The sequence below is a fragment of the Marinobacter sp. AN1 genome, from assembly GCF_026013985.1.
In the GTDB taxonomy this organism is placed as follows: domain Bacteria; phylum Pseudomonadota; class Gammaproteobacteria; order Pseudomonadales; family Oleiphilaceae; genus Marinobacter; species Marinobacter segnicrescens.
Map to the genome: position 1 here is coordinate 4,021,460 of NZ_CP110342.1, position 22,799 is coordinate 4,044,258.

Genomic DNA, 22,799 nt, shown 5'->3' on the forward strand with positions numbered 1-22,799 from the left:
CCATAACCGGTATACTCCCGCCAACAGTCACTCTTACCAGCCAGGTTTCATTCATGCTTAATGCCGACGCGCTCAACCAGTTGCGCCAGCTCAAAACCGACATCAAGGAACACAAGGTGGTCTACCCCGGCACCGTCAAGGCCACCAACGGTCGATTCGGGTTTGTGGCACTGGACGAGGGCCGCGACGTGTTCCTGCCGCCCGAGGAAATGCAAAAAGTCCTGCCCGGCGACCGTATCACCGTCTCCGAAGTGTCCGGTGAAAAGGGCCGGACCCAGGGCATCGTCGAGGAACTGCTGGAAACCAGCCTTGACACCTTCGTGGGCCGCTACCTGGTAAAGGGAAAGGGGCACTTTGTGGCGCCTGAAACCCCCGGCATTGGTCGCTGGATCTTTATTCCGCCCAAAGAGCGTAACGACGCAAAGCCGGATGACTTCATCTACTGCCGTATACTTCGCCACCCCATCAAGGACGGCAAGGGCCAGGCCCAGGTTATCCGGGTGATCGGCAAGGCTGGTGAGCCGGGCATAGAGCGTAACTTTACCCTCGCCAGTTTCGACATGGACGATGCGTTTCCCGAAGCGGTGGAAGAAATGGCAGCCGGACTATCGGAAGATTCCATCACGCCCTTGCGGGAAGGCCGTGAGGACCGCACTGGTCAGCCCTACGTCACCATCGACAGCCCGGGCACCCAGGACATGGACGACGCCCTGCTGGCCGAACCCAACGCGACGGGTTGGCGCCTGTCGGTGGCTATCGCCGACCCCACTGCGCTGATTCCGGAAGGGTCCCCTGCTGACGCCGAAGCCCGTAACCGTGCCACTGCCATCTACTTTCCCGGCGAACCGCGCCCCATGCTGCCGGAAGCCATTAGCACGCGGCTGTGCTCATTGATGCCGGACACCGACCGACTCGCCCTGGTGTGCGACCTTCAGGTGAATAACGACGGCAGCCTTGGCGAGTTCAGTTTCCACCGGGCGGTTATCCGGTCCCGCGGCAAGCTCAGCTATGAGCTGGTCAGCCAGCTGCTTGAAGACCAGCACAACGAGGAAACCGATGCCCTGGCACCGGAGGTCACCAACAACCTGGACCAGCTTCACCAGGCGGCCACGGCACTGCGCAAATGGCGCTCGGACCATGCCCTGCTGAACGGCGACCGACCCGAATTCCGCCTGCGGCTGGACGAGAACCGACGCATCCGTGCCATCGAGCCAGCTGTCCAGAATGAAGCCCACCGGCTGGTGGAAGAATGCATGGTCGCCGCCAACCGCTGTGTCGCAGATTTCCTTGCCCGGCAGGACCACGGGTTGTTTATTGCCCATCCGGGCCTGCGAGACGACCGCGCCGATAACATTCGCACCCTGCTGGAGCGCTATGCACCGGAACTGGCAAGCATCGACCCCGCCACCCCGGAAGGCTTCCGTGAACTGATGGTGCGGACGTCAGACCTCGACGTGGAAGTACCGGTGAGAACCATCATCGCACGCCAGCTGGCACGGGCCGAGATGGTATTCGAGGCAGCACCCCACCAGGGCATGGGGCTGCCTGCCTACACCACGTTTACCTCTCCCTTGCGGCGTTACGTGGATTTCTACGTGCACCGGCTGATCAAGGCAGCCCTTTGGGATGAGCAACACGACCGGCTGGCGGAAGAGGGCCTGAACAGCCTGCAGTCCGCCCAGATGCAGGCGCGCCAGGCATCCAACTCCCTGGAAAGCTGGCTCAAGAGTGATTACGCACGTCAGCTGGATAGCGCCGCCACCTTCACCGGAGTCATCACCCGTACCGTACCTGCCGGCTTTTTCGTGCGGCTGGACAGCAACGGGCTGGAAGGCTTTGTCAGCTGCAAGACCCTGTCAGGCAAGTTCAGCTTTGATCCGGTTACCCTGCGCCTGGAAGCCACCAAGGGTGCCCGGACCTTCCAGCTGGACCAGGCGGTAACTGTAAAGCTGGCAGGTATTGATGAGGAGCGTCGCCAGATCAACCTGGAACTGGTTGCTGACACCGTTGACCAGGCGCCGACTCGCTCTGAAGAGTGACTGATGACCGGGCCCGGGCAAGGGCTCAGCGGCTGACGCTGGGCTCGCCCTTGCCGGCTTCCGCCAGCATTCGCTCCAGCCGTTGATCCTTTTCCCGCCACAGATTTCCCAACCAGTCCTTGAGCTGACGACGGTATTCGGCGTCTTTGGCGTAGTCCCGGCCCTTGAGGGCGTCCGGAATCGGGTGGGTATGGATTTCCATACGCACCTCGCTGACCCGGCCGCAAACGAAATCCCAGAAACTGGGCGCGCCACCGGGATAGGCAATAGTCACGTCCACCAGGGTTTCCATGGCGTCCCCCATGGCATCCAGCACAAATCCGACGCCTCCGGCCTTGGGCTGCAGCAGGTGCTGATAGCGGGATTTCTGCTTACGGTGCTTCTCGGGCGTAAAGCGGGTGCCCTCGACAAAGTTCATAACGCTGACCGGCGTAAAGCGGAACTTCTCACAGGCCTTGCGGGTGGTCGCCAGATCCTGTCCGCGCTTTTCCGGGTGCTTTAACAGGTACTGGGGGGAATGCCGCTTCATGAAGGGGAAGTCCAGCCCCCACCAGGCGATACCGATCACCGGCACCCAGATCAGCTCCTTCTTCAGGAAGAACTTGAGAAACGGTGCCCGCCGATTGAACACCCACTGCATCGCCAGGATATCCACCCAGCTCTGATGATTGCTCAGCACCAGGTACCAGCTTTCCCGCTCCAGTTCCTCGGCGCCGGTGACGTACCAGCGGGTGCGCTGGGTCAGGCGCATCCAGGCATTGTTACCGGCCACCCAGTTCTCAGCCACCCAGATAATCAGGCGGGTACAGCCGACCCGGAAACCCTTGTGGGGCACGATCAGCTTGAGCAGGGCCGGTATGTAGAGAAAAAGCGCCCAGAACAGGGTATTGAGAATCAACAGGGTGACCGCAATCACGCCAATCAGGGGCTTAGGCAGGAATCCCAGCATCTTGTCGTCCGTTTTCCGGTGTTATAAGGCGTGCATCATAACAATGGAGGCCTCGATTGGGCAGGCCTATAGCGTGCTACACTGCATTCATGAAATCCGTTGATCAATTCCACCTTGATACCCGCTCCCTGGAGGTCTTCCTGGCTGTACTCCGGGCGAACAGTGTCTCCCGGGCGGCAGTGTCCCTGGGTATGAGCCAGTCCGCGGTCAGTCACACCCTTGAGCGGCTACGCCAGACCCTCGGCGACCCGCTCTTCGTGAAATCCGGCCGGGGTATTGCACCGACCCGCTATGCCCTTAAAACCGGGCCCCATATCCAGCAAATCCTGGATGAACTGCGAGCCCTGTCCGCCGGTCCCCCATTCGAGCCAGCCTCGGCCGAATTTACCTTCACCATTGCGGCCAACGACTATCAGCGGGACCTGTTACTGCCGCCGTTGATGAAGCAGCTAGCCCTGGACGCCCCTGGCATCCGGCTGCAGGTGGTCCCTTCAGGTATTCCCGGACCGGAACTGCTGAGGGAGGATGTGTGCGACCTGATCATTACCCCCCACGCACCCGATACCGGTGACATTATCCAGAAAGGGCTGCTCCGGGATCAGATGGTGATTTTCTACGACCCCTCCGTGCGGTCTGCTCCGGCCACCCTGGCGGAGTATCTCCGGGCACGGCATGTGGATGTGCTGTTCGGCACGGGTGAGCGCACCGGGCTTGAGAATGCCCTGCGGGCGCGGGGGCTTAGCCGTAATATCGCCGTTACCGTCTCCAACTTCTCGGGACTGCCGGAATTCCTGCGCGGTACAGACCTGGTGGCTTCCGCCCCGTCCCGCATGCAACACCAGCTGTTGCGGGGCTTTGCCACGGCGCCCCTGCCCTTTGACTACCGGGACGTGCACCTCCTGATGATCTGGCACCAGCGCTACCAGACCGACAGCGGCCATCGCTGGCTGCGTAACCGGTTGGCCGCTGTGGCAAGGGATCTTGGCCATTAATCGATTTCGTGCATGGATTCTATGATCGGGCCGGTCGTTATCTTTGCAGCCACTCGCCGTATAGTGGTGCTCCCATTTAAAGACCGGAATATCCATGCTCGCACTGACCAGTATCTGGACAACCATATTGCTGGCGGCAGCCGTAGCCCTCGGACCGCTGGCCACCGACATGTACCTGCCTGCGCTGCCGGCCATGGGCCAGGCACTGTCGGCGGGTCCTGACCAGGTACAGCTTACCTTGAGCCTCTATATGGCAGGCTTTGCCGTTGCACAGTTGTTCTGTGGACCGCTTGCCGACCGGTTTGGCCGCAAACCCGTGATGATCGGCGGGCTGTTGCTGTTTTTCCTCGCCAGTATCGGCTGCGCCCTGGCCAGCAACGTGGAAACCCTGATGCTGTTCCGCTTCCTGCAGGCACTCGGGGGCTCGGCCGGCCCCGTTCTTGGCCGGGCGGCTATCCGCGACATCTATACACCAAGAGAGGCTGCCCGCATCATGGCACTGCTGGCCAGTATCATGGCCCTTGCCCCTGCAGTGGCACCCACCGTTGGCGGTTTCCTGCTGACCGGTTTCGGCTGGCCTTCCATCTTTGTCGCCCTTGGCGTCTATGGACTGGTCGTAGCCGGAATTGTTGCCTTTGGTATCCGTGAACCCATGGCACCGGAAAACCGCCAATCCCTCAAACTGGGGTCCCTGGCCAGAAACTACCGGTACATCGGCACTGATCCCAGCTTTATCGGATATACCCTGACCAATGCCTTTGCCTTTGCCGGCCTGTTTGCGTTCCTGTCCGGCTCTTCCTATGTGCTGATCGATTTTCTCGGTGTGAAACCGGAGCATTTCGGGCTCTATTTTGCCTGCGTAGTAGCTGGCTACATCGCCGGCAACCTCCTGGCGATGCAGCTGGGGCGGCGCTGGCTGCCGGATCAGATCCTGGTGCGGGGGTTATTGGTCAGTGTGACCGGGGGGACCGCCATGGCCGGACTGGCAATGGCCGAGGTCTATAACGTCTGGGCGGTGATGATTCCGCAAAGCCTGTTCATGGCCGGCGTGGGCATGACACTGCCCCAGACCATGGCTGGCGCACTGGCCAACTTCCCCCGCATGGCCGGGTCGGCCTCGGCCCTGTTCGGGTTCGTTCAGATGGCGCTGGCAGCCTGTGTGGGTTCACTGGTGGGCTATCTTTACACCGGCACTTCGCTGGTTATGGCCAGCATCATCGCCATCTGCGCGGTCGCAGCCATGGGCGCCTACCTGCTGTTGGTGCAGCGTTACCCCGCGCCCGGCTTTGAGCCCGCAAAGGCCACCCAATGACGCCCTGACCGACGGTGGCTGACCGGAAGCGAAAGGAAGTTTTCCTCCTCGACGGGTCATCCAAAATGCACTAAACAGGTGTATGTTATGGATACTGGAAACAACCAACCCGAAAGTCAGGAGACACCCATGAGCAAAGTCACACTCGACGGCAACCCGCTGGAAGTCAGCGGCACCTTTCCCCAGCCCGGCGACACGGCACCGGATTTCACCCTGACCACCGGTGATCTGCAGGATGTTGGCCTGGACAAGTTTGCCGGCAAGCGCAAGATCCTCAATATCATTCCCAGCATCGACACCGGCGTTTGCGCGACCTCAACCCGCAAGTTCAACGAGAAGGCCGGCAACCTGGACAACACCGAAGTACTGGTTGTCTCCGCCGACCTGCCCTTCGCCGCTGGCCGCTTTTGCGGTGCCGAAGGTCTGAAGAACGTGCAGACCCTGTCCACCTTCCGCAACTACAGCTTCCAGCAGGACTACGGGGTTGCCTTACAGACCGGGCCACTGGCCGGCCTTTGTGCCCGCGCCGTTGTGGTACTGGACGAGGACAACAAGGTACTGCACAGTGAGCTGGTCGACGAGATCAAGAACGAACCGGACTACGACGCAGCACTGGCCGTACTCTGATCGGTCCAGGTGATTGCTGGCGGAGAATTCGCTGTCAGCAGCTGTCAAAAAAGGGGCGCCCTTTACGGGTAAGCCCCTTTTGCGTTTAGAGCGGCTATTCAGGACACCTTGATCACCAGCTTGCCGCGATTGCGCCCCTGCAGCAGCCCCTGGAAGGCGTCGAGCGTGTGATCAAAGCCCTCGACCACATCTTCCTGGTATTTCACCTTGCCTTCCCTGAGCCATTGCCCCATATCCCGACGAAAATCCGGCAGCAGTTCGCTATGGTCGGACTGGATAAAGCCGTGGAACATCAGCCGCTTGACCAGGATCTGACCCATAAACGGAATCAGCCGGTCCGGACCTTCCGGCAGCTTCGTCTGGTTGTAGTGGGCAATACGTCCGCAGACCGGGATGCGGGCAAAGTCATTGACCAGCTTCATGACCGCATCGAACACCTTGCCACCGACATTCTCGAAGTATACATCGATGCCATTCGGGCAAGCCGCCTGGAGCTGCTCCTCGAAATCCTCATCCTTGTAGTTCACACAGGCATCAAAGCCATAGTGGTCCACCACGTGCTGACACTTGTCATCGGCGCCGGCGACGCCCACCACACGACAACCCTTCATCTTCGCGATCTGGCCCACGACCTGTCCGACCGCGCCGGATGCCGCCGATACGACCACCGTCTCACCGGCCTTGGGCTGACCAAATTCCCGCAGGCCGACGTAGGCGGTGAAGCCAGGCATGCCGATCACCCCGAGCCAGGCGCTGGGCGGGGCGAGGTCCGGGTCAATACGGTAAAGGATGTCGGGCGTTGCGGCGGAGTGCGTTTGCCAGCCGGTACGGCCGATGACCATGTCCCCGGGCGACAGGTCCGGGTGGTTGCTTTCCAGCACTTCGCTGACCGCCTCCCCGGTCATCACATCACCCAGGGCTACCGGGGTCGCATAGGACGCCGAATCGTTCATTCGACCCCGCATGTACGGATCCAGTGACAGATATCGGGTCTTCAGCAGCACCTCGCCCTCACCGGCGACGGGCATGTCCACCTCTTCCAGTTTCAGGTGGGTTTCGTCGGGCATGCCGACCGGACGCTGTACCAGCGTGTATTGTTGCTTCTTGGACATATCACACCTCTTTATTCTGGGGGAGTTTTTGTTGTTGCACCGAAAGCCCGGGTCCATGAGAATAGCTTACGAAATTGATTTTCGCGAAACGAAACCAGGAGACAATAATGACAAGTATCGCACTCGAAGATCTGCCGAACCACAAGGGCAAGGTTGTGGGCCAGAGCACCTGGAAGAACGTCAGCCAGGAGATGATCCAGGCCTTTGCCGACGCCACCGGCGACCACCAGTGGATCCACGTGGACGTGGAGCGGGCAAAGAAAGAAGCGCCCTGGGGTGCCCCGGTCGCTCACGGCTTCCTGACCCTGTCACTGATTCCTCAGCTCAACCAACAGGCCATGACCGTGACAGGTCCTGCCGCAACCATCAACTACGGTATGAACAAGGTACGCCTGCCTGCCGCGGTCAAATCCGGCTCGGATATCCGCTCTACGGTTGAACTGGTTGATATCCAGGATGTGGATGAGAAGCGGGTTCTGGCGACTTACAAAACGGTGATCGAGATCAAGGGCGAGGACAAGCCCGCCGTCGTGGCCGAGAACCTGGCCATGTACGTCAAGCCGTAAACCCGGTCCGTGATCCGGTGACTGGCTGGGCGGTCACCGGGCATGAAAAAGGGGGCCGAGGCCCCCTTTCTTATTCAGTGGTGTCTGTCCGGACGGATCAGAACTCCTCTTCGACGATCTTGCCGTCCTTGACGACAGCCATGGTCGGCGCGGTGATAAAGCCACCCTTCTCGTCAACGCCTTCCACTACATACGGGTTCTTGCTGTCCTCGAGGTTGGCAATGGCATCCCCAAGGGCCGCCCGGATGGTTTCCGGATCGGTGCTTTCTGTCTTGTCCATCGCAGCAACCAGGCCGTGCAGAGCGCCGTAGTTGAAGGCCGCTTCAGAGCCCGGAGTCTTGCCGTAGATCTCTTCATAACGCTCGATGAAGGACTGGGCAGCCTCAGTCTCGTACACGGTCAGCGGAACCACACCGACGGTGTCTTCCAGCAGCTCATAGCCGCCGACCACGTTGGCGGCTTCGTCGATCTTGGCCTGGTCCATCATGATGAAGGCACCTTCGTAGCCCAGCTGACGTGCCTGCTGCATGACCAGACCGGTCGGCTCAGAAGCACCACCAACGAACATGACGTCCGGGTTCTCGGAGATCAGACGACTAACGCCGGTGAAGAAGTCCGCAGACTTGTTGTAGTCCATCGGATTCTGGGCAACGATTTCGCCACCCTTGGCAGTCCAGGCCTTCTCAACCATGGACGCCCAGATCTTGGCGTACTCGTGGGTTGCACCACCCATGGCCAGCTTGGTACCCCAGTTCTCCAGGGCGTAGTCAGTGAATGCCTTCACGTAGCCATCAAACGTCGGCGGGATCCGTATGGTCAGCGGGTTACCCTGCTCGGTGATGGTAGGAACACTGGTATAGGCCATCACGATGAAGTCGTCTTCCACGTTGAAGTCCATCAGTGCGAAGATGCCCCCGGAGTGGGGAATGAAGATGGCCGGAACATTGGATTCCTGCTTCAGGCGCTTGGCATTGGTGGCTGCCTGAGCCGGGGAATACTGATCGTCCAGGGCGATGATATTAATGGTGGTCTTCTCGCCATTCAGGTCGAAACCGCCTGCTTCATTGATTTCGTCAGCGGCCATGCGCAGGCCCGACAGAACGTTTTCGCCGTACAGTGCGGCGCCGCCGGAAAGCGGGCCAGAGAAGCCGATGTTGACCTCGGCCGCCATGGCGGAGCTCATACCCATTGTGGTTGCTACAGCAACTGCCAGTCCAAGTTTTTTCGCTGTTTTCATTGTTTTCTCCTGGTTTTATTTCGCCTTTTCACAGGCGCTTGTCAGGTATATTTACAAGCGAGCCGGGGCCGTATCAGGCCCCGATGTATGCTTTGCGCACTTCCTCGTTACCCAGCATCGTTTCACGGTCGCCGTCCATAACGAGCTGGCCGTTCTCCATAACGTATGCGTGTGTGGCAATTTTAAGTGCCGCAAAGGCATTCTGTTCAGCCAGCAGCACCGTGGTGCCGAGGCTGTTGATCTGTTGGATGGTCTCGAACATCTGCTTGACCACCAGGGGCGCCAGGCCCAGCGACGGCTCATCCAGCATAAGGAGGCGCGGACGGCTCATCATGGCACGACCAATCGCCACCATTTGCTGCTGACCACCGGACAGGGAACCAGCCGGCTGATGGGCCTTTTCTTCAAGGATGGGGAACAGCTCCAGCACCTCATTCAGGCGCTTGCGATTGCCTTCCTTGTCCTTGCGGTGGACATAGGCTCCCAGCATCAGGTTGTCGTGGACACTCATCTGCGGAAACAGTTGACGGCCTTCCGCACACTGGACCACACCGGCAGAAACCACGGCACTGGGCCTCATGCCGTTGAGAATCTTGTCCTCGAACTCGATATTGCCGGCCGAAGGCTTGATCAGACCACTGATGGCGTTGAAAAGTGTGGACTTGCCCGCACCGTTGGCACCCAGCAATACCACCAGGCCACCGGTGTCGACGGTCATGTTGATGTTGTTGAGAGCCTTGAAGCTACCGTAGTGGACGTCAACGTTTTTAAGCTGCAGCATCGTGATCACTCCCCAGGTACGCTTCGATGACCACCGGATTATTCTTCACTTCTTCCGGCGTGCCTTCGGCAATCTTCTCGCCGTGGTCCAGCACCATAATCTTGTCGGCGATGCCCATGATCATGTCCATCTTGTGCTCGATAAGACACACCGTCAGGCCATTTTTTACCATCTTTTTCATCAGCTCAGCCAAGCCCTCGGTTTCTTCCGGGTTAACCCCGGCGGCCGGCTCATCCAGCAGGACGATCTTGGGATCCGTGGCCAGCGCGAGGGCAAAGGCCACACGCTTTCGCTCTTCCTGGGTACAGTCCGCGATATAGCGGTTTTCTGCATGGGTCAGGCCGACGAAATCCAGTGCTTCACGGGCCTTTTCGCGGGCCGCTTTCTCTTCCGCCTGCAGGCGTTTGGAGTTGATCAGCACGTCCCAGAGTCCTGAGTGGGTACGCAGACGGTGACCAACAATCAGGTTGTCCAGCACCGTCGCCGTCTCGAACAGGTTGGTGGTCTGGAAGGTCCGGCCAACCCCCAGCCTGGCCACATGGTCACACCGCATGGTGGTGACGTCTGTGCCATCCAGCAGGATTCTGCCGGATGTGGGCTGGTGAACGCCGGAAATCAGGTTGAAAAAGGTACTCTTGCCGGCCCCGTTGGGGCCGATAATGGCATTGATCTGGTTGGCGCCAAACTCCACGGATACATCGTTAACCGCAGCCAGGCCACCAAACATCTTGGTCAGGTGTTCTACCTTAAGCATTGTTCTCTACCTCCCGGGCGGTGTTGACCTTGCTTTCTTGCTGCACTTTTTTGGGGCCCAGGCCGAGGGCCTGTGCCTTGCGGTGCATCCAGGTCAGGAAGGAGCCGGAAACGCCCAGCGGGAAGAAGATCACCAGGATCACCAGCAGCGGACCGAAGATGATCATGCGGTACTCTTCCAGGAACTGCAGCGACTGGGTGATCCAGACAATGCCCAGAGTACCGATCAGCGGACCGAACAGGGTGCCAATACCGCCAACCAGCAGGTAGGTAATCATGTTGAAGGTGTGCAGGATGTTGCCATCCTCCGGACCCACAAAGCGGATCATGCCTGCGTACAGGGCACCGGCCAGGCCTGCGTAGGTGGTGGAGATCACGAACGCCAGGATCTTGTTCTTCATCAGGTTGATGCCCAGGGACTCGGCCAGGTCATCACCGTTACGGATGGCGATGAAGGTACGGCCCAACAGGGACTTCTGGATACGGCTGGTGAACCAGATAATGAACACCAGGAAGAACAGGATCAGGTAGTAAACGGGTATCGTTTCCCGGAAGTTGACCAGGCCGAAGCCGTCGGGCGCGGCGATGCCACGAACACCGATTGCGCCGTGGGTCAGCTCTTCCCACTTGTCCAGCAGCAGGTAGATGATAAAGCCGACGCACAGGGTGAAGATGGCAAAGTAATGCTCCTTCAGGCGCAGCGACACGGCACCCACGAGGAAACCGAGAACAGCGGTGATCACCAGGGCACCGATAAAGGCCGGCCAGAAGTTCCAGCCATAGTCAGCGGTAAGCAGCGCCACGGCGTAGGCGCCAATGGCGAAGAAGCCACCATGGGCCAGGTTGAGCTGACCACAGTAACCGGTAATCACGTTGAAACCGTAAACAGCGATGGCCCAGATAAAGGCCGTAGCCATTACATAGACCTGGTATTCGTTGGCGGCCAGTGCCGGGAAAAGCAGGGCCAGGGCCAGTAGCGCGTACTTGCTGGCCGGGTGCATGATAAGGGCTCCGAGTTTAAACATCATGATCAGTGCGCCCCCTTGGCAAACAGACCTTGTGGACGGATGGACAGGATTACCACCAGCAGGGCGAAGGCGATAATGTCCTTGTAGGCGTCAGAAATGTAGTAACCACCAAAGGCTTCCGCGAAACCAATGATCATGCCTCCAACAATGGCGCCGGGGATGCTGCCCATGCCACCGAGGATGATGATCACGAACGCCTTCATAATGACCAGGTGGCCCATGGCGGGGTAAACCAGGTTCATCGGCGCATACAGGGTGGCGGCTACAGCGGCCAGGATGCCGGAAATGGCAAAGGTCATCATCGCGACCCGGTTGGCGTCGATGCCTACCAGGAAAGCACCCTCTCGATTCTGGGCCATGGCAATGATGGTGGCACCCACCATGGTCTTGCGCAGGAACAGGTTGAGGGCAACGACGAGGACGACGGTGGAGGCAATGATCAGAATGCCCTGCTCACGCAGGAAAACGCCGTCCAGGTTCACCACTCCTCCGAAAGGCGTGGACATCCGGCGGAAATCGGAGCCCCAGAACATGTGCACCACGGCCTCCAGGAACAGGAGGATACCGATGGCGGCGATCTTGTCGTGTATTGGGGGCGCATTTCTCAGGGGATGGAAAACCAGGCGCTCACAGATGATGCCCAGCACGGCTACCACTACGGCCGACCCGGCCATGGCAACCCAGTAGTGGACACCCATGTCCACCATAAAGAAGTACGACATGAACGCGCCTACCATGTAGAGCGCACCATGTGCAAAGTTCGGGATGTGGAGTATCCCGTAAACAAGGGTCAGACCGAGCGCTACGAGACCGTAGATACTGCCCAGGGTCAACCCGTTGAAAACCTGTTGGAGAAATATAGTCAAACCGGCCCCTCCCGTGGCGACGTTGTTTTTGTAGAGTTGCCGTTACCGCAACACTGTCATTGATTTTATTGGGTTTACGTTTTCTGGATTGTTTTTACTTTTCGTTGCAATTCAGACGTATCGGCAAAATGCCTCACGCCGATGCACAAGAGTACACTGCGAGCATGCACTGTCAATAGACAGAATGTGATTTCGCTATGCGAACCTTATTGTTAATTTTAATGGTGAAAATGAAATTCAGGAAGGTCCTCCAATGGCCGTCATAATAGGCCGGGAGGCAGTGGCAGGTCAGGCACCCCACTGGCCAGGATGGCCAGTGGGGCAGTCAGTCAGAACAGGTTTACTTCTTCCATTCCTCTTCTTGCAAAGCACGCCACATCAGCTTCCCGGTGGGGGACTTGGGCAGCTCACTGACGAACTGGACCTCGGAGGGCACCTTGTAGGCGGCCATCTGTTCCCGGCACCAGGCGATGATGTCTTCCTCGGTGGTTGACCCTTCGGCCTCCGGGGTCAGTACCACGACAGCCTTGACGGTTTCGCCCCGCTTTTCGTGGGGCGCGGAGATGATGCACACCTCATGGATGGAGGGATGCTGGTACATCATGCTCTCCACTTCCGAAGGCCATACCTTGAAGCCGGACGCATTGATCATCCGCTTGACCCGGTCAACCATGAAGAAGTAGCCGTCTTCATCGTAATAGGCCAGGTCACCGGTGCGGAAAAACTTCTTGCCGTCGATTTCCACAAACGCCGCCTCGGTTTCCGCCGGGCGGTTCCAGTAACCCACGGTCACCTGATACCCATTGGAGACAATCTCGCCCACTTCGCCAGGGCCCTTCTCTTCCAGGGTATCCACATCAATGATGCGGGAATCCACGTCGAACACCGGAATACCCAGGCACTGGGCCTTCGGTGCGTTGGGCGGATTGATGTGCGTTGCTGCCATAGTTTCGGACAGGCCATAGCCCTCGATGTAATCCAGGCCGGTGAGGTCCTTGAGTTTCTTCGCCACTGCTTGGGGCATGGCGGCACCGCCACCACCAATGGTGACCAGGGAACTGATGTCGTACTTGCCCAGGTCCGGGTTGGACAGGAAGTCCACCGCCATGGTGACGATGTTGGTCCAGCCAGTCACCTTGTAACGCTCGATCAGTGTGCCGGCCACATTCCGGTCCCAGCGGGTCATGATGACCATGGTGGCGCCGGAGAAGATGGGACTGTTCATGGAACCGGTCATGCCGGTCACATGGAAGAACGGCAGGGTACACAGCTGGACGGAGTCGGACGTGGTAATGTTCCAGAATGACCGCTGTACCGCCGTCGCCATAGGGCCCCGGTGCACGTGCATGCAACCCTTGGGCTGACCGGTGGTGCCGGAGCTGTAGGGGATCACCGCCAGGTCGTCCGGCCCTGCGGTGTGCTCGCCGGGCTTGTCACCGGAGTTCAGGGCATTTTCCCAGGAAATCAGGCCGGGAGCGTTCAGCTCGCGGGGTTCCGCCGACACTTCCGCCGGCAGGTTCAGGTCGGTGGGCTGGCGCACATAGCTGCTGTAGGCCGCCACTACCACACGCTCCAGGTAGGTGTTACCTACCAGCGGGGCGATAAATTCTGCCAGCTCCATTCCGGCCAGGCAGATGGTTGCCTGGGTATCGGAGACATAGTGTTCCAGCTCAGCAGCGCGGTTCATGGGGTTGACCGGAATCACCGCTGCGTCTGCCCGCAGGATAGCGTAGTAGCCGATCACATACTGGGGGGAGTTCTGCATGTACAGGAGCACCCGGTCGCCCTTCTTGACGCCGTTCTTCTGCAGCCATCCGGCCAGCGCCTCTACTTCGTCCAGCAGTTCACGATAGGTGATCCTGGTATCGTAGTAGATGATAGCGGTGTGGTCCGGGTACCGCAGGGCCGAGATTTCCAGGTTGGTAAACAGGCTGGTCTGCGGCAGGGTCATGGTCTTGGGCAATTCTCTCGGCCAGACCTTGTGGTGTCGTGTAAACATTCAGTAGTCTCCGGTTATCTAGCTTGCAGACGGCAACCGCCCCGGGCCGAACCAGCGATAGCCGGGCCATGCCCGGATATTACCAACTGATTCCGCCCGGAGCGGCTCTGTCAGGTCTTTCGTAGCGCGATGGATGCCCCGTCGCCAGGCATCCTGTGCTCTCCCCGCAAGGGCGAGGCCGCCACACCACGGCGGCGCAGAACGGCCACATCGGAATCGTCCGGTACCTGGTGTTCAGTGTTCCGGTCAAAACCCAGCCACCAGTAGGACAACCCACGACTGTCCTGCCCCGGCAGCAGTTGCGGCCGGGCAATGGAACCGGCGGACTGGGAAGCGTATTCCATGGTGGTGATGTCACTGGCCGCGCACGCCGGGAAGTTCACATTCCAGCAGCACTTGTCATCCTTGGCAGAGGGCCATAGCGCCCGGATGGCCGCCTCACCCAGTTCGGTCACCGGCGTCCAGTCAATCTGCTCCCGGTTTACAAAGGACTGACTCAACGCGATGGCCGGTATACCCAGGTGCTCGGCACTGAGTACCGCCCCCACGGTGCCGGAGTATTGCACGGAATCACCGATGTTGGCACCGGCGTTGATGCCGGAAAGGACCAGGTCCGGTGGCGTTTCACCAAACCATTCGGCCAGGGCGTAGAGCACACAGTCAGCCGGCGTACCAGACACCGCAAAGTGCCGCTCACCATGCTGGTAAACCCTCAGGGGATCATGCAGGGAGATGCTCTGTCCGGCGCCACTGCGGTCGTGCTCCGGTGCCACGATCCAGACTTCTTCCGCCAACCGGTTGGCAATATCCACCAGGATCTTCAGACCAGGGGCCGCAACGCCGTCGTCATTGGTGATGAGTATGCGGCGAACCATGGGGTCCGCCGCTGCCTGATCGCTCATAAGCCTGCGCCCTTGCTACCCTTCTGGGCAACGGCCCAGCCGGCGTCTGCCAGGATATGGGCACGCTTGCCCACTTCCAGCGCGTCAGCACTACTGGCGTTGCCTGCGAGGGCCCGGGCGTAGACGCCCTGGACGATGGCCGCCAGCCGGAACAGCGAGAACGACACGAATACGTGCCAGTCGTCGATGCCGTCACGGCCGGTCGCCTTGCAATAGCGCTCAATGGTCTCCTGCTCGTTGGGAATCCCAAGTTCGACCAGGTCCTCCCCCACTACGCCACGCATACCTTCAAAGCTGGAACTCAGGTGGTAGTGCAGGCAGTAGTAAGCCAGGTCCGCCAGCGGATGGCCAAGGGTGGACAACTCCCAGTCGAGGATGGCGATGACTTCCGGCTTGTTCGGGTGCAGCATCAGGTTACCCAGGCGGTAGTCACCATGGGCAATGGCGCTTTCGTCCTTCGCCGGCAGGTTCTCCGGCAGCCACTTCATCAGCTTGTCCATGGACGGCATGTCGTCGGTCTTTGACGCGTCATACTGTTTGGACCAGCGAGCGACCTGGCGGGCCACGTAGCCTTCCGGGCGACCAAAGTCACCCAGGCCGACCTTGTTCACATCGACCGAATGCATCTTCGCCATAGTGTCTATGGCAGCGTAGTGCACCGGTCGGCGCTCAGCCTTGTCAAGCTCCGGCAAGGCTGGATGGCTGAGCACCCGACCTTCCATGAAGTCCATGACATAGAACGGCGTGCCGATCAGGTCGCTGTCTTCACACAGCACCCGGGCTTTGGGCACAGGTACATCAGTATTGTCAGACAGGGCCCGGATCACCTTGTATTCCCGCTCCACCATGTGCGCGGAGGGGAGGGTTTTTCCGGGCGGTTTCTTGCGCAGAACATAGCGCTTGCCACCAGACGTCAGCAGGAAGGTGGGATTGGACTGCCCACCCTGGAACTGCTTGACCTCAAGGTCGCCACCGAATTCGGGAATCTCCTTTTGCAGCCACTTCAGCAGGGCTGCCTCATCAAACCGGTGGGCGTCGAGGACGTCCACCAGGTTGGGTCCAGTACTCATAAGAACCTCAGCAAATGGTTTCGCCGCCATCCGCCACAATCACCTGACCGGTGATATAGGCGCTGGCCTTGGTGGACAGGAACACCGCCAGCCCGGCAATATCAACCGGGTCGCCGATACGGCGCAGGGGGGTCTTTTCCTCGGCGCGTTTGACACGAACCGGGTCTTCCCACAGGGCCTTGGCGAAATCGGTCTTGATCAGCCCCGGCGCAATGCTGTTGATGCGGATGCCCTTCGGCCCCCACTCCACCGCCAGGTTACGGGCCAGGGCCGCTTCCGCGGCCTTGGACACACCGTAGGTTCCGATGGTGGTATTGCCACGGATGCCGGCGATGGAGGACAGCAGAACCACTGCCCCCTCACCACGCTCAGCCATGCCCGGCAGCACCATGTTGGTGAGCCAGAAGGTGCCCTTGACGTTGGTGTCCATGATCTTGTCCCAGGCCTCGTCAGTCATTTCCGACGTGGGGCCGTAGACCGGGTTGGTGGCAGCGTTGCACACCAGTACGTCGATCTTGCCCCAGGCTTCCAGGGTCTTGTCCACCAGGTTCTGCAGGTCATCCTTCTTGCCCACGTGGCAGGGAATGGCAATGGCCTCAAAGCCCTGGGCCTTGAGCTCACCGGCCACCTGCTCACAGGCATCGGCCTTGCGGCTGGAGATCACCACCTTCGCACCGAGCCGGGCCATCTCTTCAGCGATGGACCGGCCGATACCCTTGGTGGACCCTGTAATCAGGGCCACCTTGCCGGTCATATCAAACAGAGGGTTTGTCATGACAGCTCCGGGATTAATGGGTGCGCGGGTAGTTCTTCAGTTCCATCTTGGCGATGGAATCCAGGTGCACCTCGTCCGGACCGTCCGCCAGGCGCAGGGTACGTACACTGGCCCAGGCTGCGGCCAGGAAGGTATCCTGGCTGACGCCGGCACCACCGTGAACCTGGATGGCACGATCCAGAACCTTCAGGGCCATATTCGGCGCGATCACCTTGATCATGGCGATTTCCTGACGGGCAACCTTGTTACCTACGGTATCCATCATGTGAGCGGCCTTCAGGGTCATCAGGCGGGCCTGCTCGATTTCCAGGCGTGAACGGGCGATGTCCTTGCGGATGGAGTCGAATTCCACCAGCGGGCGACCAAAGGCTTCACGGGCGTTGGCGCGTTCACACATCAGTTCCAGGGCGCGCTCGGCAACACCAATAGTACGCATGCAGTGGTGGATACGGCCTGGCCCAAGGCGACCCTGGGCAATTTCAAAGCCGCGACCTTCACCCAGCAGGATGTTGGAAACCGGCACACGTACGTTGTTGTAGTGAACCTCGGCGTGGCCGTGGGGCGCGTGGTCATAGCCAAACACGTGCAGGGCACGAACGATTTCCACGCCCGGCGCATCCAGCGGAACCAGGATCATGGACTGCTGCTTGTGCTTCTCAGCGGTCGGGTCGGTCTTGCCCATGACAATGGCGATCTTGGTGGTGGTAGTCATGGCACCGGAAGACCACCATTTCTTGCCGTTGATGACGTACTCGTCGCCTTCGCGGCGGATTTCAGTACCAATGTTGGTGGCATCGGAAGACGCAACATTCGGCTCGGTCATGGAGAAGCAGGAACGGATCTCGCCTTCCAGCAGCGGCTTCAGCCACTTCTCTTTCTGCTCTTCGTTACCATAGCGCTCGATGGTCTCCATGTTGCCGGTGTCCGGGGCGGAGCAGTTGAACACTTCCGGTGCCATGTGAGAGCGACCCATGACTTCGCACAGGTGGGCGTACTCCAGGTTGGTCAGGCCCGCGCCACGCTCGCTTTCCGGCAGGAACAGGTTCCACAGGCCGGCGCTCTTGGCCTTGGCCTTCAGTTCTTCCATGATCGGAGTCGGAGCCCAGCGATTCTCTGCCTGTTCTACCTGCTCGTGATGCTTGTGCTCGTTCGGGTACACATAGGCATCCATGAATTCGTTGAGTTCATTAAGCAGCTTCTTGGCTCTGTCAGACGGTTCGTACAACATCGTTGTGCCTCTCTATTATTTATTTGATGGAGGAGGGGTGCGCGTTCAGATAGGAACGCCCTCAGGTTTTTCACTACCGGATCGGATTCGGAAAGTACCCTCGGCAATGGCAAGCAGGTTGCCCTTGTCATCGCGAACTTCACCGGTGCTGTTGAAAATTCGGGTACCGCCGGCGCGCTTGATTCCAGTGACGGTAATAGTGCCAGCGGAACACTGGCCGGTAAACGTGGTTGTCAGGGTCAGGGTGATCGCCTTGCGCATCCGACCCGGAAAAGGACAGTAGGTACCAGCTTCGGCCAGTACAATATCCAGCAGTGACGTGAGCACACCACCGTGGATCACGCCCCCCAGGTTGAGATGCTCCGGCTTGAGGTCCAGGGCGATCACAGCCTTGTCTTCCTCCCAGGAAACCTGACGGTATCCCAGCATATTGTGAAAGCCGGGCAGATCCTTGCCACCGGTGATGTGGAGGTTCTGTGTTGCTTCGCTCATTACACTTTCATTCCGGGCATGTTCAGGGACGCGGTGTTGCCGCCATCGACGGGCAGGGCCTGTCCGGTGATGTAACTGGCATCGTCCGACGCCAGGAAGCAGATAGCCGCCGCCAATTCTTCCGGTCGGCCATACCGGCGCAACTCACAGCGGGAGCCGAGCTTGTGCTCTTTCTCGTTGGCACGGGCGTAGTCGAACACCGCCTTGGTCATACCAGTTTCCACCAGCCCCGGGCAAACCGCATTGACCCGCACATTATAGCCACCCAGGTCACAGGCCGCAGTCTGGGTCAGATTGATAACGCCGGCCTTGGAGGCGCTATAGGGGTTGCCACCAGCGCCGGAACGAATACCGGCTACCGACGCGGTATTTACGATCGCACCCTGCTGACGCTCCTGCATATGGGGCGCCACGTGCTTGATCATCAGCATGGCGCCGATCAGGTTCACCCCCAGGATCTTCTCCCAGTCGGCTTTTTCGTTCTCGGTAACCGGGGGATAACTACCGCCCGAGATGCCGGCGTTGTTCACAAGGATATCGATCTGGCCGAACTGTTCCTTGACTTCCGATACCAGTGCCTTGACCGCGTCTTCATCGGATACATCCAGCTTTCGTTCGACGTGGACAGCTTCGGAGGGCAAGAGTGAGGCGGTCTCCAGCAGACCCTCTTCGGACCAGTCCGCCAGGACTACGCGGGCGCCTTCGCTCGCGAGTCTCAGGGCAGTGGCGCGGCCGATACCACTGCCGGCACCGGTGACAATGGCGACTCGCCCAGTGAAACGCGTCATAGTCTGTGCTCCTTTAACCTTGCCTTGCTTTTATGATTGTAAATTCGGATGCTTAATCGCCTGATTCGGAACATAATTCCGACAGAACTGCTTGAAAAACAAACCATAATAATTGATTAGCGTGCTTTTCAAAAGCTTGAACAGGGCGTTTAATTTGTCACGCCTTCCAGTTTTGAGTCAATATATTCGGAAATAAATTTCACTAGTCAAAACACAACAACCACAGAGGCCCCCAAATGAGACAAACCGTTGCAGCGATGCCGAACTACGCTCCAGCGCTGACCACGAAACCATGGACCCCATCGGTCACCATATCCAGGGTTTCGCCCGTTCGCAGGGAGAAAAGAGGGCGCTCACCGACGAAAAAGGCACCCTCACCTGGGCCCAGATGATCAGCCGTTCCAACCGTATTGCCAACCGCTTGCGGGCCGACGGCTTGCAAACCGGGGACACGGTCGCAGGCCTGTCGGAAAACAGCAACGACTATATGTGCCTGTACCTTGGCACCCTGATTGCCGGGGGCTGCATGGTGCCTCTCTCCGGCATGGCCAGCGGTGAAGCCCTGGCGTTGATGGTGGAAGACTGCGACACCCGCTTCCTCTTTGTATCAGAGAAAAACCTCCCGCTGTTCAACGAAATCCGCGACCAGCTCAAGCGGGTCCAGCCAGCCCAGCGCATCGGACTTGGTACCAGTGACGTCGACAGTGGCCAGGACCTGGACACCTGGCTGGGTGACACCGGCGACGAAGCCCAGCCGGCAGAAGTCACCATGGACGACCCCTTCAATATTATCTACAGCTCGGGCACCACCGGAACTCCCAAAGGTATACTGCACGATTACCGGTTCCGCCAGCGTCAACTGATCCGTCTGGCCAACTTCGGCCTGGACGGTGACGCCATCAACCTTGTGTCCACACCACTGTATTCCAACACCACCCTGGTGTCGGCGCTGCCTACCCTGTACCACGGAGGCACCCTGGTGCTGATGGGCAAGTTCAATGCCCACCGCTTCCTGGAACTGGCGGAAGAGCACCGGGTAACCCACGCCATGCTGGTTCCGGTACAGTACAGCCGTATCATGGCGGAACCGGACTTTGACCAGTTCGACCTGTCCAGTTTCAAACTCAAACTGTGTACCAGCGCGCCGCTGCGCTCAAACGTCATTGCTGAAGCCATGAAGCGCTGGCCGGGCAATATCCGCGAGGTCTATGGCCTCACCGAAGGGGGCATTTCCACCACCCTGGACTGCGCCGCCAACCCCACCAAGTGGGATTCCGTCGGTGTGCCTACCGAAGGGGCAGAAATCCGCATCATCGATGACAACGGCAAGGAGCTACCCCAGGGCGAAATCGGCGAGATCGTCGGCCGCGCCATCTCCATGATGCGGGGCTATTACCACCGGGAACAGCAGACCAGGGACATGCTCTGGACCAGCCCGGAGGGGCTTACCTTCTACCGCAGCGGCGACATGGGGCGGATGGACGAGGATGGCTTCCTTTATATCCTCGATCGCCGCAAGGACATGATCATCTCCGGTGGCTTCAATATCTATGCGGTGGACCTGGAGAAGGTCCTGCTGGAGCACCCCGCCGTTGCGGACGTAGCCGTGATCGGCATTCCCAGCGAACACTGGGGCGAGACGCCACTGGGCCTGGTGGTCCGCAGGCCAGGCTCGTCGGCCACCGAGGAAGACATCCTTGGCTTTGCCAATAACAAGCTGGGCAAGACCCAGCGCCTGGCCGGGGTCGAGTTCCGGGATGAGCTGCCGCGCTCCACCATCGGCAAGGTGCTCAAGCGGGAACTGCGTGAGCCCTACTGGGCTGACCAGAAGAAATAACCATTGAGTCCACGCAACCCCGAAGAGGCGACCACCCGGTCGCCTCTTTTATTGCTGCCAGGATAAAGCTGCTAGACTCCCGTCTCCCCCACCAGCCGGAGCTGTACCTGCACCCGTGAACGCCACCGACCCACAGGCCAGCCTGCCCCGCCAGCTCTATACCATGACCTGGCCGATGCTGTTCGGCGTGTTGTCCTTGATGACCTTCCAGCTGGCGGACAGCATCTTTATCGGTCAACTGGGCCGTGACCCGCTGGCGGCATTGGGCTTTACGGTGCCCATGCAACAGCTGATCACCGGGCTGCAAGTGGGTCTTGGCATTGCCACGACGGCGATCATTTCCCGCACCCTGGGCGCCGGGGATGAACAGCGGGCCTTCCGGCTCGCCGGCCTGGTGGTCACAACGGGCGCCGTCCTGGTATTCATGCTGGCCCTGGCCATGTGGCTGTTGCGGGACACCATCATGACCCTGCTGGGGGCGGAGCAATCCCTGCTGCCGATGATCCGCCTGTACTGGATGCCCTGGTTGGTGGCGGCCTGGACCGGGGCGGTGCTCTATTTTGGCTACAGCATCTGCCGGTCCCACGGGGATACCAAACTACCGGGCCTGATGATGATGGTAGCCAGCCTGCTCAACATCGCCCTGGACCCGCTCTACATCTTTGTGTTCGGTTGGGGCTTGCCGGGGGCCCCGCTGGCAACCATCACCTCGTTCGGGGTTGGCTGCCTGGTCATCTACCCGGCCCTGCTGAAGCGGGGCTGGCTGAGTTTTGACCTCGGCACGTTGAAACTGGGCCAGTCCCTCAAGCAACTGGGCAGCATCATGGCGCCCGCCATGGTCAGCCAGCTGATGCCTCCGCTGTCCGCCATGCTGGCCACGGCGCTGGTAGCCGGATTTGGCTCCGCAGCTGTCGCTGCCTGGGGTCTGGGCACCCGGCTGGAATTCTTCTCTATCGTAGTGGTGCTGGCACTGACCATGTCCATGCCACCCATGGTGGGACGCCTGCTGGGTCAGGGAGATATCGGCACCATTCGCAAACTGGTGCGGCTTGCTGTGAGGTTCGTGGTTGTCTGGCAGCTTGGCATCGCCCTGGTGTGGCTGGCCGCATCGGGGCTGATATCAGAGCTGTTCACGTCCGACCGCGAAGTCAGCCGAGTGCTGGGGGACTATCTGTTGCGGGTCCCGCTCAGTTACAGCGGGCTTGGGGTCTGTATGCTGATGGTCTCGGTTAACAACGCCCTGGGGCTACCCATGCGGGCGCTACTGATTTCCACCCTGCGCCTGTTCGCCTGTTACCTGCCCATGCTCTGGCTCGGCGGCCAGTTCGGCGGTCTGCCGGGGCTGATGAGCGGCGCCCTGGTCGGCAACCTGATGGCCGGTACCATGGCCTACCTGCTTTACCGGCAGGGCATCGCCCATCTCAGGCAGTCCCGGACATAGCGGCG

At 59.7% G+C, this 22,799-nt stretch carries 21 protein-coding genes; 7 read left to right on the forward strand and 14 right to left on the reverse strand.

Translation table 11 applies throughout. From position 1 onward, the window contains the following. The first annotated feature begins 53 nt into the window (after positions 1-53). The gene (locus tag LJ360_RS18515; protein WP_264994704.1) at positions 54-2,039 is read left to right on the forward strand and encodes a ribonuclease R family protein; all 1,986 of its coding nucleotides are present in this window, start codon (positions 54-56) and stop codon (positions 2,037-2,039) included. Positions 2,040-2,064: 25 nt separating this feature from the next. On the opposite strand, the gene LJ360_RS18520 is transcribed toward LJ360_RS18515, so the two are convergent. Next, entirely contained in the window at positions 2,065-2,988 is a 924-nt protein-coding gene (locus LJ360_RS18520; RefSeq protein WP_091852074.1) for an acyltransferase, read from the reverse strand. Positions 2,989-3,077: 89 nt separating this feature from the next. Between LJ360_RS18520 and LJ360_RS18525 the strand changes: the two genes are divergently transcribed. From LJ360_RS18525 to tpx, 3 genes are all read left to right on the forward strand, one after another. After that, entirely contained in the window at positions 3,078-3,980 is a 903-nt protein-coding gene (locus LJ360_RS18525; protein WP_264994705.1) for a LysR family transcriptional regulator, read from the forward strand. A gap of 94 nt (positions 3,981-4,074) precedes the next feature. Then, positions 4,075-5,292, forward strand: coding sequence for a multidrug effflux MFS transporter (locus LJ360_RS18530; RefSeq protein WP_264994706.1), 1,218 nt, complete (start codon positions 4,075-4,077; stop codon positions 5,290-5,292). Positions 5,293-5,421: 129 nt separating this feature from the next. After that, positions 5,422-5,919: a thiol peroxidase gene (gene tpx, locus LJ360_RS18535; protein WP_264994707.1), complete on the forward strand. Its 498-nt coding sequence runs from the start codon at positions 5,422-5,424 to the stop codon at positions 5,917-5,919. A 98-nt stretch (positions 5,920-6,017) separates the two neighbouring features. Here the strand turns inward: tpx and LJ360_RS18540 are convergent, their stop codons facing one another. Beyond that, positions 6,018-7,031: an NADP-dependent oxidoreductase gene (locus tag LJ360_RS18540; RefSeq protein ID WP_264994708.1), complete on the reverse strand. Its 1,014-nt coding sequence runs from the start codon at positions 7,029-7,031 to the stop codon at positions 6,018-6,020. A 107-nt stretch (positions 7,032-7,138) separates the two neighbouring features. On the opposite strand from LJ360_RS18540, the gene LJ360_RS18545 reads away from it, so the two are divergent. Beyond that, positions 7,139-7,597 carry a MaoC family dehydratase gene (locus tag LJ360_RS18545; RefSeq protein ID WP_091852087.1) on the forward strand — a complete coding sequence of 153 codons (459 nt, stop codon included), beginning with the start codon at positions 7,139-7,141 and terminating at the stop codon, positions 7,595-7,597. 97 nt (positions 7,598-7,694) lie between these two features. Here the strand turns inward: LJ360_RS18545 and LJ360_RS18550 are convergent, their stop codons facing one another. The 12 genes from LJ360_RS18550 to LJ360_RS18605 all read right to left on the reverse strand — a co-directional run bounded on the left by LJ360_RS18550 (position 7,695) and on the right by LJ360_RS18605 (position 19,516). Beyond that, complete coding sequence (locus tag LJ360_RS18550; protein WP_091852089.1) at positions 7,695-8,834, reverse strand: ABC transporter substrate-binding protein; 1,140 nt, start codon at positions 8,832-8,834, stop codon at positions 7,695-7,697. 73 nt (positions 8,835-8,907) lie between these two features. Beyond that, entirely contained in the window at positions 8,908-9,615 is a 708-nt protein-coding gene (locus tag LJ360_RS18555; RefSeq protein WP_091852092.1) for an ABC transporter ATP-binding protein, read from the reverse strand. After that, positions 9,602-10,369 (reverse strand): ABC transporter ATP-binding protein, encoded by a 768-nt coding sequence (locus tag LJ360_RS18560; RefSeq protein WP_091852095.1) that lies wholly within the window; start codon positions 10,367-10,369, stop codon positions 9,602-9,604. Before LJ360_RS18560 ends, LJ360_RS18555 begins: the two co-directional genes overlap by 14 nt. Then, the gene (locus tag LJ360_RS18565) at positions 10,362-11,396 is read right to left on the reverse strand and encodes a branched-chain amino acid ABC transporter permease (protein WP_091852098.1); all 1,035 of its coding nucleotides are present in this window, start codon (positions 11,394-11,396) and stop codon (positions 10,362-10,364) included. Before LJ360_RS18565 ends, LJ360_RS18560 begins: the two co-directional genes overlap by 8 nt. Before the next feature lie 2 nt (positions 11,397-11,398). Then, a complete protein-coding gene (locus LJ360_RS18570; protein WP_091852101.1) occupies positions 11,399-12,262 on the reverse strand; it encodes a branched-chain amino acid ABC transporter permease in 864 nt (287 codons plus the stop codon). Positions 12,263-12,602: 340 nt separating this feature from the next. Further along, positions 12,603-14,261 (reverse strand): long-chain fatty acid--CoA ligase, encoded by a 1,659-nt coding sequence (locus LJ360_RS18575; RefSeq protein ID WP_264994709.1) that lies wholly within the window; start codon positions 14,259-14,261, stop codon positions 12,603-12,605. Positions 14,262-14,371: 110 nt separating this feature from the next. Then, positions 14,372-15,163 (reverse strand): 5'/3'-nucleotidase SurE, encoded by a 792-nt coding sequence (gene surE, locus LJ360_RS18580; protein ID WP_264994710.1) that lies wholly within the window; start codon positions 15,161-15,163, stop codon positions 14,372-14,374. Then, positions 15,160-16,233, reverse strand: a complete 1,074-nt coding sequence (locus tag LJ360_RS18585) for a phosphotransferase (RefSeq protein WP_091852109.1) — start codon at positions 16,231-16,233, stop codon at positions 15,160-15,162. The genes surE and LJ360_RS18585 overlap by 4 nt, the downstream gene beginning before the upstream one ends. A 7-nt stretch (positions 16,234-16,240) precedes the next feature. After that, positions 16,241-17,008 (reverse strand): SDR family NAD(P)-dependent oxidoreductase, encoded by a 768-nt coding sequence (locus LJ360_RS18590; protein ID WP_264994711.1) that lies wholly within the window; start codon positions 17,006-17,008, stop codon positions 16,241-16,243. A gap of 13 nt (positions 17,009-17,021) precedes the next feature. Next, positions 17,022-18,236: an acyl-CoA dehydrogenase family protein gene (locus LJ360_RS18595; RefSeq protein ID WP_248233667.1), complete on the reverse strand. Its 1,215-nt coding sequence runs from the start codon at positions 18,234-18,236 to the stop codon at positions 17,022-17,024. A gap of 45 nt (positions 18,237-18,281) precedes the next feature. Continuing rightward, a complete protein-coding gene (locus LJ360_RS18600; RefSeq protein ID WP_091852116.1) occupies positions 18,282-18,728 on the reverse strand; it encodes a PaaI family thioesterase in 447 nt (148 codons plus the stop codon). Next, positions 18,728-19,516 carry an SDR family NAD(P)-dependent oxidoreductase gene (locus LJ360_RS18605; protein WP_091852119.1) on the reverse strand — a complete coding sequence of 263 codons (789 nt, stop codon included), beginning with the start codon at positions 19,514-19,516 and terminating at the stop codon, positions 18,728-18,730. Before LJ360_RS18605 ends, LJ360_RS18600 begins: the two co-directional genes overlap by 1 nt. A 292-nt stretch (positions 19,517-19,808) precedes the next feature. On the opposite strand from LJ360_RS18605, the gene LJ360_RS18610 reads away from it, so the two are divergent. Both LJ360_RS18610 and LJ360_RS18615 read left to right on the forward strand, forming a co-directional pair. Continuing rightward, the gene (locus tag LJ360_RS18610) at positions 19,809-21,353 is read left to right on the forward strand and encodes a class I adenylate-forming enzyme family protein (protein WP_264994712.1); all 1,545 of its coding nucleotides are present in this window, start codon (positions 19,809-19,811) and stop codon (positions 21,351-21,353) included. 163 nt (positions 21,354-21,516) lie between these two features. Continuing rightward, positions 21,517-22,794 (forward strand): MATE family efflux transporter, encoded by a 1,278-nt coding sequence (locus LJ360_RS18615; protein WP_091852220.1) that lies wholly within the window; start codon positions 21,517-21,519, stop codon positions 22,792-22,794. Positions 22,795-22,799: the final 5 nt, after the last annotated feature.

What these genes read in the sequence shown, in the direction of transcription:
- LJ360_RS18515 (WP_264994704.1), top strand. Translation starts at nt 54, where the DNA reads ATGCTTAATGCCGACGCGCTCAACCAGTTGCGCCAGCTCAAAACCGAC.
- LJ360_RS18520 (WP_091852074.1), bottom strand. Translation starts at nt 2,988, where the DNA reads ATGCTGGGATTCCTGCCTAAGCCCCTGATTGGCGTGATTGCGGTCACC.
- LJ360_RS18525 (WP_264994705.1), top strand. Translation starts at nt 3,078, where the DNA reads ATGAAATCCGTTGATCAATTCCACCTTGATACCCGCTCCCTGGAGGTC.
- LJ360_RS18530 (WP_264994706.1), top strand. Translation starts at nt 4,075, where the DNA reads ATGCTCGCACTGACCAGTATCTGGACAACCATATTGCTGGCGGCAGCC.
- tpx (WP_264994707.1), top strand. Translation starts at nt 5,422, where the DNA reads ATGAGCAAAGTCACACTCGACGGCAACCCGCTGGAAGTCAGCGGCACC.
- LJ360_RS18540 (WP_264994708.1), bottom strand. Translation starts at nt 7,031, where the DNA reads ATGTCCAAGAAGCAACAATACACGCTGGTACAGCGTCCGGTCGGCATG.
- LJ360_RS18545 (WP_091852087.1), top strand. Translation starts at nt 7,139, where the DNA reads ATGACAAGTATCGCACTCGAAGATCTGCCGAACCACAAGGGCAAGGTT.
- LJ360_RS18550 (WP_091852089.1), bottom strand. Translation starts at nt 8,834, where the DNA reads ATGAAAACAGCGAAAAAACTTGGACTGGCAGTTGCTGTAGCAACCACA.
- LJ360_RS18555 (WP_091852092.1), bottom strand. Translation starts at nt 9,615, where the DNA reads ATGCTGCAGCTTAAAAACGTTGACGTCCACTACGGTAGCTTCAAGGCT.
- LJ360_RS18560 (WP_091852095.1), bottom strand. Translation starts at nt 10,369, where the DNA reads ATGCTTAAGGTAGAACACCTGACCAAGATGTTTGGTGGCCTGGCTGCG.
- LJ360_RS18565 (WP_091852098.1), bottom strand. Translation starts at nt 11,396, where the DNA reads ATGATGTTTAAACTCGGAGCCCTTATCATGCACCCGGCCAGCAAGTAC.
- LJ360_RS18575 (WP_264994709.1), bottom strand. Translation starts at nt 14,261, where the DNA reads ATGTTTACACGACACCACAAGGTCTGGCCGAGAGAATTGCCCAAGACC.
- surE (WP_264994710.1), bottom strand. Translation starts at nt 15,163, where the DNA reads ATGAGCGATCAGGCAGCGGCGGACCCCATGGTTCGCCGCATACTCATC.
- LJ360_RS18585 (WP_091852109.1), bottom strand. Translation starts at nt 16,233, where the DNA reads ATGAGTACTGGACCCAACCTGGTGGACGTCCTCGACGCCCACCGGTTT.
- LJ360_RS18590 (WP_264994711.1), bottom strand. Translation starts at nt 17,008, where the DNA reads ATGACAAACCCTCTGTTTGATATGACCGGCAAGGTGGCCCTGATTACA.
- LJ360_RS18595 (WP_248233667.1), bottom strand. Translation starts at nt 18,236, where the DNA reads ATGTTGTACGAACCGTCTGACAGAGCCAAGAAGCTGCTTAATGAACTC.
- LJ360_RS18600 (WP_091852116.1), bottom strand. Translation starts at nt 18,728, where the DNA reads ATGAGCGAAGCAACACAGAACCTCCACATCACCGGTGGCAAGGATCTG.
- LJ360_RS18605 (WP_091852119.1), bottom strand. Translation starts at nt 19,516, where the DNA reads ATGACGCGTTTCACTGGGCGAGTCGCCATTGTCACCGGTGCCGGCAGT.
- LJ360_RS18610 (WP_264994712.1), top strand. Translation starts at nt 19,809, where the DNA reads ATGGACCCCATCGGTCACCATATCCAGGGTTTCGCCCGTTCGCAGGGA.
- LJ360_RS18615 (WP_091852220.1), top strand. Translation starts at nt 21,517, where the DNA reads ATGACCTGGCCGATGCTGTTCGGCGTGTTGTCCTTGATGACCTTCCAG.